General features: G+C 38.4%; 8 protein-coding genes. 5 read left to right on the top strand and 3 right to left on the bottom strand.

Annotated elements, in window-relative coordinates:
- Positions 1 to 36: 36 nt before the first annotated feature.
- Complete coding sequence (locus tag IQ246_RS14575) at positions 37 to 501, top strand: hypothetical protein (RefSeq protein ID WP_194004077.1); 465 nt, start codon at positions 37 to 39, stop codon at positions 499 to 501.
- Between the two features lie 1,396 nt (positions 502 to 1,897).
- On the opposite strand, the gene IQ246_RS14580 is transcribed toward IQ246_RS14575, so the two are convergent.
- A complete protein-coding gene (locus IQ246_RS14580; protein WP_194004078.1) occupies positions 1,898 to 2,161 on the bottom strand; it encodes a hypothetical protein in 264 nt (87 codons plus the stop codon).
- Positions 2,158 to 2,289 (bottom strand): hypothetical protein, encoded by a 132-nt coding sequence (locus IQ246_RS30905; RefSeq protein WP_255515561.1) that lies wholly within the window; start codon positions 2,287 to 2,289, stop codon positions 2,158 to 2,160. Before IQ246_RS30905 ends, IQ246_RS14580 begins: the two co-directional genes overlap by 4 nt.
- A gap of 373 nt (positions 2,290 to 2,662) precedes the next feature.
- Here IQ246_RS30905 and IQ246_RS14585 point away from each other — a divergent pair, with 373 nt between their 5' ends.
- Together IQ246_RS14585 and IQ246_RS14590 are read left to right on the top strand one after the other, a co-directional pair.
- Positions 2,663 to 3,328, top strand: coding sequence for a phytochelatin synthase family protein (locus IQ246_RS14585; RefSeq protein ID WP_194004079.1), 666 nt, complete (start codon positions 2,663 to 2,665; stop codon positions 3,326 to 3,328).
- A gap of 6 nt (positions 3,329 to 3,334) precedes the next feature.
- Positions 3,335 to 3,478 (top strand): hypothetical protein, encoded by a 144-nt coding sequence (locus IQ246_RS14590; RefSeq protein WP_194004080.1) that lies wholly within the window; start codon positions 3,335 to 3,337, stop codon positions 3,476 to 3,478.
- Between the two features lie 147 nt (positions 3,479 to 3,625).
- Here IQ246_RS14590 and IQ246_RS14595 read toward each other — a convergent pair whose 3' ends face one another.
- Positions 3,626 to 5,200, bottom strand: coding sequence for a mechanosensitive ion channel family protein (locus tag IQ246_RS14595; RefSeq protein WP_194004081.1), 1,575 nt, complete (start codon positions 5,198 to 5,200; stop codon positions 3,626 to 3,628).
- A gap of 1,165 nt (positions 5,201 to 6,365) precedes the next feature.
- Between IQ246_RS14595 and cax the strand changes: the two genes are divergently transcribed.
- Both cax and IQ246_RS14605 read left to right on the top strand, forming a co-directional pair.
- On the top strand, positions 6,366 to 7,490 hold the full coding sequence (cax, locus tag IQ246_RS14600; RefSeq protein ID WP_208492168.1) for a calcium/proton exchanger: 1,125 nt from the start codon (positions 6,366 to 6,368) through the stop codon (positions 7,488 to 7,490).
- Positions 7,491 to 7,753: 263 nt separating this feature from the next.
- Entirely contained in the window at positions 7,754 to 8,572 is an 819-nt protein-coding gene (locus tag IQ246_RS14605; RefSeq protein WP_194004082.1) for a carbonic anhydrase, read from the top strand.
- Positions 8,573 to 9,480: the final 908 nt, after the last annotated feature.

Below are 9,480 nucleotides of genomic sequence, written 5' to 3' on the forward strand. Positions count from 1 at the left end.
AAGTGACTTCTTAAATTATTTTATAAAGGGGTATAAATGGAACAAAATGCAGATGAGCTACCATCTATTAATAGCTTACTTTTGCCTGAAATTTACCAGGAACTACAACACAGCCTAATTCAAGGATGGCAGTGTTTTAATGAAAGTGAAAACTCAAAATTATTAAATGAGTTTTTTGAATTTCTTTTAAATGCTGGATTTGACGAAAGTCAACATAGAAAAAATATTCCTAACCCAGCATATGATTATGCAGCTAAATTAATAGGTAAACCTTTTCTAGAAACTGCTAGAAAGTTTGAAATTCAATTTGATGAAATTTTTCCTGGGAGCTTTTCTACCTCAAAAGAAGTTAAAACAGGAGATTTTGAACTTCGACTATTTAAGTTAAAAGCTTTTTATCGGAATAAGCCTTTATGCCTATTTTTACTTATATTTCCTCATTTTCACGAAAAATTTGGCTTTCCGCTAGCACCAGAATTAAAAATCTTAGAGTTGTACTAACTATACGTAGTTACTCCTTGTGTGGCGTGGCTGGATGGGACATCTGGTATCTTTTTTCTTAGCTTGTGCTTAGGTATTTAGAGGATGTTTGAAAAACTCGGTTATTTCAGATTTTTGCGGGTAATCCAAACTGGGATTTTCTCCCAATAATTTTCTCTACTTGAACCAAGTATTTCCCTTTAGTTGCACTTGTAAACTAGCGACTTCTAACTTTTATTGTTACGCTTTGAGTATTTTTTTTGACTTAGCCAGATAGATGTACTTAAGATATGCCAGATTTAGGTTAGAGAAAATAGTAACTTTAAGAAAATGTAAAGCTAGCAAAAATATTACCTTATAAATGTTAATTTAAAAAGGTTGATAAAGCACTTGTGGTGGACAATTACAAAAATAATTTCTCCCGCAAGCAGGTGATTTGATAAGTTACTGACGCTGTTAGACAAAAGTTAAAAAACAAGGAAAAGGATTTACGCAGGGTACTTTTAACTATAAGGCAAGTAACAGCCTAGTTAATCATCCTATAGGGGGATAAAGTAGAAAAATCAGTCCAGTGTTAGGGTCTACAGGCAGAAATATCAACCAACTGCTGATTGAGGTTTGGTAGGTTTTCCAATTGCTGCTCATCTATCGTTCGGTTCTGGTGTTCGTGTATCACTGTTTCTTGCTTAACTAAGTTAATACTTGTTAAGTAGGTAGGAGATGTTTAAGACTGTTTTTCCTTGGATATTTATCAGCAAAGTATACTTTCTGAGGCTTTTGTACTGTTTTAAAGAGTGCTTCTTCTTATACTAAATTTGTTTGGTTCTTCGGCTACTTTTATCGAATAAATTAAAGTAATTAAAATTTAATGCCTATATTTTTAAATTATTTAAGCCCAGAACTGCTACTATGCAAAGCTTTACAAGTCTTTAGATATGTTCAGGACTTACGCAAGTGTCATATTTTTAACGCCAGAGGTTGTCCAGAGTCAAAGGTCAAAAGTCCAAAAAACCTTGATTCTTGACCCTTGACCTTTGACCCTTGACTCTTATACCAGAAGCCTTGTGTGCCAGTTGCGTAAGTCCTAATGTTTGAATACTGAGAGTATTATAATCATATTTATAAAATTAAAAAGTTTTCGGCAATCGCTTTGTGCCGAAGAGACCAATCATCGATTTTGACGAACGGTATGATCGCGATCGCTTCGGTAAGGCGTAGTTGCGTTAGCGCAGCTTAACATGCCCGGATGGGGAAGCAAGCTGCGCGCAGCGTCTGGTAGAGAAGTTATCGCCCCCTATTCCCAACCATAGACATGAAAGGAAATTGCACAGTCAAACTGGAGTAACACCAAGAACCTTGTATCAGGTATCCACATATAGAGACTGTCAACAAAGCCGGTTGATACCGTCAATGTTAACTAAGATACTTTTGGTTGCTGCCATAAGATGAGGTTCAATTGAGAGCAGTAGCAAGCCCCATTACTAGTTTCTGGTTCGTTTTCAGCTATCCAATCATAAATTTTTCCCGATTGTGTTAGTGCCACTTTTTCTGAACGATAAAGCCGAGGAGTAGGGCAGTAAGCTTGGCCATTGATGTGTATAGCTGCAATCTGCCAATAATCGCTCTCTGGTACAACTTCTAAAAACCCGTTATTGTAAGGCTCGATTATTCCTATATTCATCTATAACCATCAAACTTTAAAACAAAGACCACAACAAAGCCGATACCAGCCAATTCTTGCGAATTAAAGCTGGAATCACCAGGGAATGCAGTAGCAACCCCTGCTAATGATTGTGGGTTCGTAGTCAATGGAAATCTGAATTATTGGTCACTTTTTGGCTTGATTCCGTCGTTATTTGCAGCTTTAATGTAAGAGGAATGCGCGCAAACTAGGCTAAATCAAGACTTACGCACAGGTGGAAAATCGTAAATACCTTATTGCAGTAAGTGTGTTTGTGAACAAAGCCATACATTATCAACACTTAATTTGCTTAACTGTCTTAACTGTCCTTGCATTCTCGCCATAATCTTAAGAAACTAATGTGTGGTGTAGAAAGTGTAGTAATTTTGCTGCTTATAGCGGTTATCTGCCACAAGCAAAGCTATTCAAAACATATACCTATCTTAAAAACAGCGTAAGTCCTGAGTTAATCTATACATGTATCTCTAAAGAGGCAAAAAAATGGATATTGATAACCTAGCTCAAATTTCTAAACGAGATTTGGAAATCATTCAACTACATCAGTTTCAACAACCCATCTTCTGTTGCAATATCACTGCAATTGCCTATGCCTTTACCGCATTGGGATATCTGACGACTGTTGATGAGATTTTCTATGTCACTCAACTGCCGATCGCATCGGTTTTAGATGATGGCATGACCCTAGCAGAAACCTACGACACTTGTCGAATTTACCTTGAAAGAAAAAAATTACCGCTGTCCATTCGGGTGGAGCATTTTGATAAACCGAGTATGACGCTTGAAGCATTCACACGTGAAGTTGAAGCCGCCGTTTGTAATGAACTTGATGTCCATATTCTTAACTTCAATACCCGTATTGCCCATGAAAATCCAAGTTTAGAGGGTGGTCACTTCTCCCTATTGGCAGACTATGACCCTGACACTCAAGAAATCACCATTGCAGATACAAATCCCAAACGGTATACCCGGTTTTGGAGATGCCCAGTTCAGCGTCTATATACCGCTTGCATGGATAAGGATTCTTCATCGAATCGCTCTCGTGGCATGATCGTGCTTCGCAGACAGGAAAAAGCCAATCTAGCAGGTAATGCAGTGGTTCATCCAGCAGAAATCGCCTTGAACGCTCTCCATTCTGAAAACGGTTGAGTATTGATGCGAGTTGGCAATGCACCAGCGTTAGCTTATGTATTACTTGAGCGGACTGGCATCAAGTGGCGTGCAAACCCCCTCTTCTGCGGACTGCCGACGCTCCTACGTCGCTACCGCTTCTCTACGAGACGCTCTTGCGAACGCTAACACCAACGCAGTGGCTTGGCTACACGAGATAAAACCTGCCTCCGCACGTTAACAAACCCTTGATTTGGTGTTAGTCCACGGAGGTGAACTTTGGTTGTGTAGTAGCAAATTCTATTCGCCTAGTACTTTTCAAACATTCTTTTAGTATCAATTCTTAGAAAAACCGCAAATTGCAATTTCTTCTTGACTAAAAGTATCCTTCAATATCTTGCGAAGAACACGCTGAATATGAAGGTGTTTTCCAGGCTTGACTTTTGTCAGTGTCAGCAGTAACAGGTTATTCTCCCCAAAATTTTCTATTCCAGCTACTCGCGTGGGTTCTAAAACATCCTGTTCATCAACCTTTAACTGCTGTCCTACCTTTTCAATCAATCTATATACATGATCTAAATTGCAGTCATAAGAAACGCTAACTTCCACCCTTGCATATATATACCGCTTGGAGAAATTGATAATTGATCCAATATCTCCATTACGAATAATCTGCAATTGACCATCAGGATGGCGGATGTGAGTGGTTCGCAGTTCAATCGCCTCTACAACCCCCTCAACACTTCTCTCTTCCATTTTCCCGGCTTCAATATAGTCACCCACTAAGTAATAGTTTTCAAACAAAATCAAAAATCCACAAACGACATCATTAATGAGGTTTTGCGCCCCAAAACCAACTGCTATACCCACAATTCCTGCACCTGCTAAGATAGGCGCAGGATCAATACCAATCAGCTTGAGTATGGTCACTCCAGAAGTAAAGTAGACGAAATATTTGGCAAAACTCCGTATTAAAGGAATAAGCGTCAACCGTTTCTGTCGTTGTGAGTCATTGGCATGTGTAGTTTTTAAGTAGAACTCATCAAGAATAAAGTAAACAACTTCAATCAAAACATTGCTAATAAAGAAAACCCCAATAATCTGCACAATTTTAGGAGTATAAGCATTTATCCAAGCAATAGGTTCTATCTCTGGAACAACAAGATTTACTATACCGACATAAAGGATGTATTCCAAACATTTTTTGAAGAGAGGTATAAGCTGACATAAACGTTCGTATAATCTCAGTAGATTGTTAGAACTAGAATATTTAAGACTCAGAGCATCGAGAGTATCAACAATAGTAGCAACAGCTTTGATAATGAGTAAACCAACAGTGATAGTAATGTATATTTTTAAAGCAATGTAAATATACTTAGAAACGACTTCTGGTAAGTAGAGAAATTTAGCACACAGGATAGCAGAAGCTATCCATATACTATGAATAATAATTCTCTTTAAAATATTAAAAAACGCCTCGATACTCTCATCATTAGCCTTGATTTGATCAGCTTTTTTAGCGTAATCGCAAACCCAGTCTATACCCCGACGTAAGGATGGTATGCTAAATTTAACTAGCATTAGCAAACTCACCGTTTTCAAGCTTGCAGTTAAGAGATTGAGCCAGAATTGAGTAGGAAGACTGCGAATAAAATTAAGTTGAAATTCCTGAATGTTTCCACCTTGATAAATTACCATCCCATTTATGCTAATCAGCGCAAGACATAGTACCACAGAAGTCAGAATTAAAATTCTGCTGATACTCTGGCGCAGGAAGGTGATATTTGCAGTTTTTCCTTGAAGCCAAGAAACTTTAGTGACCCGCTTGAATATTATGCCAATCAGCCAGTTAAAAAGCGAGAAAATGACTATTAAAAATACAATTTCACCCAGGATAATTAATATATTCATCTGTTGAGTATAAATATCTGAAAAAAAGGCGGACTTTTAGAAATTTATGAGTCGCCTAATATACTTACATAAATATAGTAAGACAAGGAAGGCATTGAGCCAAGATGCATTTGCCCAGATAGAAAGACATAAAGGCATTCTGCTTAGTTTAGGTCTGAAAATTCAGTTTTGGGTGTTCGCGGAGCGTCTGGTAAAGAAGATATCAAAGCGATAAGAGCAAAACTTCTGCCGCGCGACGTCTTAGAGGATGTTTGAAAAGTATTAGGCGAATATAGAATTCGCTACTACACAAACCAAGTCGACGCAGGTGGACTAACGAAAAATGAAAAAGCAGGGGAGCTCTTAGCAAGGGAGCAGGGGGAAAAATCACGCCACTTGCGGGTGAGGTTTCAACCAACTCTTAAAAGGAGCAAGGGAGCTTTCACGCCACTTGCGGGTGAGCCTTGTACCTTTAGTTCCCCCTGCAAGACTGCCTCTTATCAAGGATTTTAACCCAGGTCGGTGGAGAGAAGTCTGAGCGGAGGCTCCGACGCTCCTACGTCGCTATCGCTGCGCTATCCGTTGGCGTAGCCCGCCGCAGCGAAAAGTTCTGTAGGCGCAGAGAAGTCTGAGGCGAACGGGGTTTCCCGCCGTAGGAAACTTTTCAAGACAGGCATCAGAACTTCTCCTGTCGCAGATCAGGGCGAACGGAGTAAAGTCTCGTATAGTCGCGACTTCCAGTCGCCAGGGCTAGTAATAAATTAGACTTTTCAAATAACCTCTGCGTATGGAAAAACTGAAGATAGCGGCGATACTTGGGGAAAAACGTGATTTTTAGTTTTTTCACGAGTGCTGGGCTGAGCACCTTGCTTTGTAGATTGTGATTAAAAAGCTTCTGGCTAAGTTCTCGCAGTGGGGGATTAGTTGTGTAAAGAGAAACCTATGTAGCTGGGATGGGTAGTAATTGCGACAGTCGAAGGTATTATTTTCTCTGTCACCCTCATCCCTCTTCAGCTAGTTAGCTAAGTTTGACGTTGCATATAAAATACTTTTGGGAAATGAGTGAGATTTAGATACTGGCGAGTTGTTTAGTAATTGTAACAGACAAAAAAATTATTTTGATTGTGCAGTTTTTTCAATTAAGTAATAGTTTGTGCCAAACAATCATTATTAGAGTTGTATACTGATGCCAAACATACTCAAAAATATACAAACTAAAAACTTAATTTCAATAGGTTTGCTAGTTTTTATTCCGGTTGCTATTGCAGCAGAAAAGTTAGACTGGGATGCATTAATAGTGTTTGGACTTTCAGCGCTTGCAATCATTCCCTTAGCAATATGGCTGAGTAGGGCGACAGAAGAGATTGCTGTGGTTTTAGGGCCTTCTATAGGAGGCTTATTAAATGCAGTCTTCGGTAATGCGACTGAGTTAATCATTGCTCTAGCAGCTCTCAAAGAAGGCTTGGTAGACATCGTAAAAGCCAGCATTACTGGGACGATTATCAGTAATCTACTATTGGTAATGGGGCTATCCATGCTATTAGGAGGATTACGTTATAAGGAGCAGACTTTTCAGCCAATGGCTGCGCGAGTAAATGGTTCCACAATGACACTGGCAGTAACTGCAATTGTTCTGCCTGCCATGGTGATAACTACATCTAATGTCGTCGAGCAAAGCGCTATTACCAAGCTGTCGATTTTTGTAGCGGTTATTTTAATTGTAGTTTATGGTTTTACGCTGTTATTTTCTTTAAAAACTCACAGCTACCTCTACGATGTTGGGGTTGTAGAACTAGAAGGTAAGGTTTTTCAGGAGGAAGAAGCCACAGAACAAGATAAACATTCAAAGCCAAACTTGAGCCTTTGGGTTAGTATTTTGCTTGTGGCTACGATTGGTATAGCCTTCGTGTCCGAGATTTTTGTTGGTGCAGTTGAACAGGCAACAAAGGGACTAGGATTGACACCTTTATTTACCGGAGTAATTTTGTTACCACTGGTTGGAGGTGCAGCCGAATATATAACCGCTGTCCGAGTAGCAATTAAGAACAACATGGATTTGTCAGTGTCTGTAGCAATGGGGTCAAGTCTACTAGTTGCTTTGTTGGTTGCGCCGCTTCTTGTGCTAGTTGGGCAGGTGATTGGACAACCAATGGACTTAAACTTTAACTTGTTTGAGGTTGTTGCGGTCATCATTGCTGTGGTCATTGCCAACCTAATTAGTTTGGATGGTCGCTCCAACTGGTTAGAGGGGATGCTGTTGCTTGCAACCTATGCTGTATTAGGGGCTGCCTTCTACTTCCATCCAGTTTGAGTGCTAATCGGGCAATGTTGCTATCTAGTGGGTATTGTTTGTGTGGATGGAGGAAGGGGAAAAATACCAAATTTATAAACAAGAGGAAAAGGTAAAATCTTGCTCCTAGTGGGCGACCTAATTCATCAGAATCATCCGCTTTACCTACAATTCAACTTTGTCATAAGCACCGCTTAATGGTATGAGCCAATTGTTATTTTTGCGCGATCGTGCTTTCTTAATACGAAAAATTTAAAGTATTACTTGTTCATTTAGGTACTCCAATGAAAAAATTGATTAAAGGTTTACGCGAATTCAAAAGTAGTTACTTTTCCGCCAATGAAGAACTTTTTGAACAACTTTCTCATGGTCAAAAACCTAGGGTACTATTTATTACTTGTTCGGATTCGCGTATCGATCCAAACCTGATTACACAAGCCAAATTAGGTGAATTATTTGTTATCCGCAATGCAGGCAACATTATTCCACCATTTGGTGCGACTAATGGCGGTGAAGGGGCAACAATTGAATATGCTATTCAAGCGTTAGATATTCAACAAATTATTGTCTGTGGTCACTCGCATTGTGGTGCTATGAAAGGGTTAATCAAGTTAGACAGCTTGCGGTTAGAAATGCCGCTTGTACATGACTGGCTTAAATATGCAGAGGCAACCCGACGACTGGTGAAAGACAACTATAGCCATTACGAAGGGGAAGAACTCTTAGAAATAACTATTGCTGAGAATGTACTCACCCAAATCGAAAATTTACGGACTTACCCTGTGATTCACTCTAAGCTTCACCAAGGACAACTCAGTATTTATGCTTGGATTTATCAAATCGAAACAGGGGAAATTTTGGCATATGATCCACAAAAGCATGCCTATGTCTTGCCTCAAAATCAGCTTCTCCCATCGGAGATAGATGAGACATTACTTAGCCCACCTTTAACTAGCAATGTGGAAATACATTTCACTAAAACTCAACAACGGGCGTTTCAATCCTCTCAGGAATTCCCTATTTCCGAACATCAATGGTTTCCAATGACAGTACTTTCTCCAGAGCAAATGGAGCGAATTTATCGAGGATCGGCAACAAAGTAAAAACGTAGAATATAATTCTGGCGTTGCATAATAGAGGGATGATTGGCAAAAATTATGTCATAGTGTATTTTCAATGTTGAAAATACACTTTACAAAAACAATTGTACAAGATTAGGTTTTTTGACTAAATTGCTTTAGGTAGGTCTTTGTTAAACGCTAACTTTAATAGTTTATAAGTACAAAAAATTAGAAACCGTTTAACAAATATTGTTTCCTTGGAGACAAAAGCATCTAATTTATGTCTTTAGTAATCTTGTTTCTGATTATGTCGTTGTTATGCCAACACAACTAATGTCATAAACTGTTCATAATTAATACCAATTAATCGTTTTACTTACTGGGGATCTGATTCGATTTTTACTAAATGACTCGTCATTTTTGATGCACTATATTTTTATTTATGTATCATTTTCCCACAAACTTTGTTTTAAGGACATGTCTAATACTTGTTTCTTAAATGTTCTTTTTTATCTTTGGGCAAAAAAGCTATATTTTATATAAATAAAGTCCGCGAAAGCGGACTTAAGTAAGGGCTTCTGTCACTTTTATCGGCTACAATCATGTATAGAACATGATGTTTTTATTGTTGATTATTACTTTTGAAAAATCAAGTCTTTTTAATCAAGTTGTTGGACATAAATCCTTGAGTTATATCTCTTTTATATAGATGTCTAAATTATGTGTGTTTTGATTTGCATAATCATATCTTTTTTTTTGTTTTTGTAATTTAAAGTTGATATTATTTTGGACGTAATTCAGTTACTTATGTCTTTCAGACTTCAAAATTTCTAAGAGTTTTCAATTAAAAAGGTAAATGTGGTCAGGTATAACAGCCCCAGGAATGAATTTCCAGTTCTGGGGCTTTATTTATAGTGAGAAATAGCAATTTTCAGGGCATTGGGCATGGG

Origin of the sequence: aff. Roholtiella sp. LEGE 12411, assembly GCF_015206995.1 — a bacterium.
Classification (GTDB): Bacteria; Cyanobacteriota; Cyanobacteriia; order Cyanobacteriales; family Nostocaceae; genus Komarekiella.

Coding starts and splice junctions, on each gene's coding strand:
- IQ246_RS14575 (WP_194004077.1), top strand. CDS start 37: ATGGAACAAAATGCAGATGAGCTACCATCTATTAATAGCTTACTTTTG.
- IQ246_RS14580 (WP_194004078.1), bottom strand. CDS start 2,161: ATGAATATAGGAATAATCGAGCCTTACAATAACGGGTTTTTAGAAGTT.
- IQ246_RS14585 (WP_194004079.1), top strand. CDS start 2,663: ATGGATATTGATAACCTAGCTCAAATTTCTAAACGAGATTTGGAAATC.
- IQ246_RS14590 (WP_194004080.1), top strand. CDS start 3,335: ATGCGAGTTGGCAATGCACCAGCGTTAGCTTATGTATTACTTGAGCGG.
- IQ246_RS14595 (WP_194004081.1), bottom strand. CDS start 5,200: ATGAATATATTAATTATCCTGGGTGAAATTGTATTTTTAATAGTCATT.
- cax (WP_208492168.1), top strand. CDS start 6,366: ATGCCAAACATACTCAAAAATATACAAACTAAAAACTTAATTTCAATA.
- IQ246_RS14605 (WP_194004082.1), top strand. CDS start 7,754: ATGAAAAAATTGATTAAAGGTTTACGCGAATTCAAAAGTAGTTACTTT.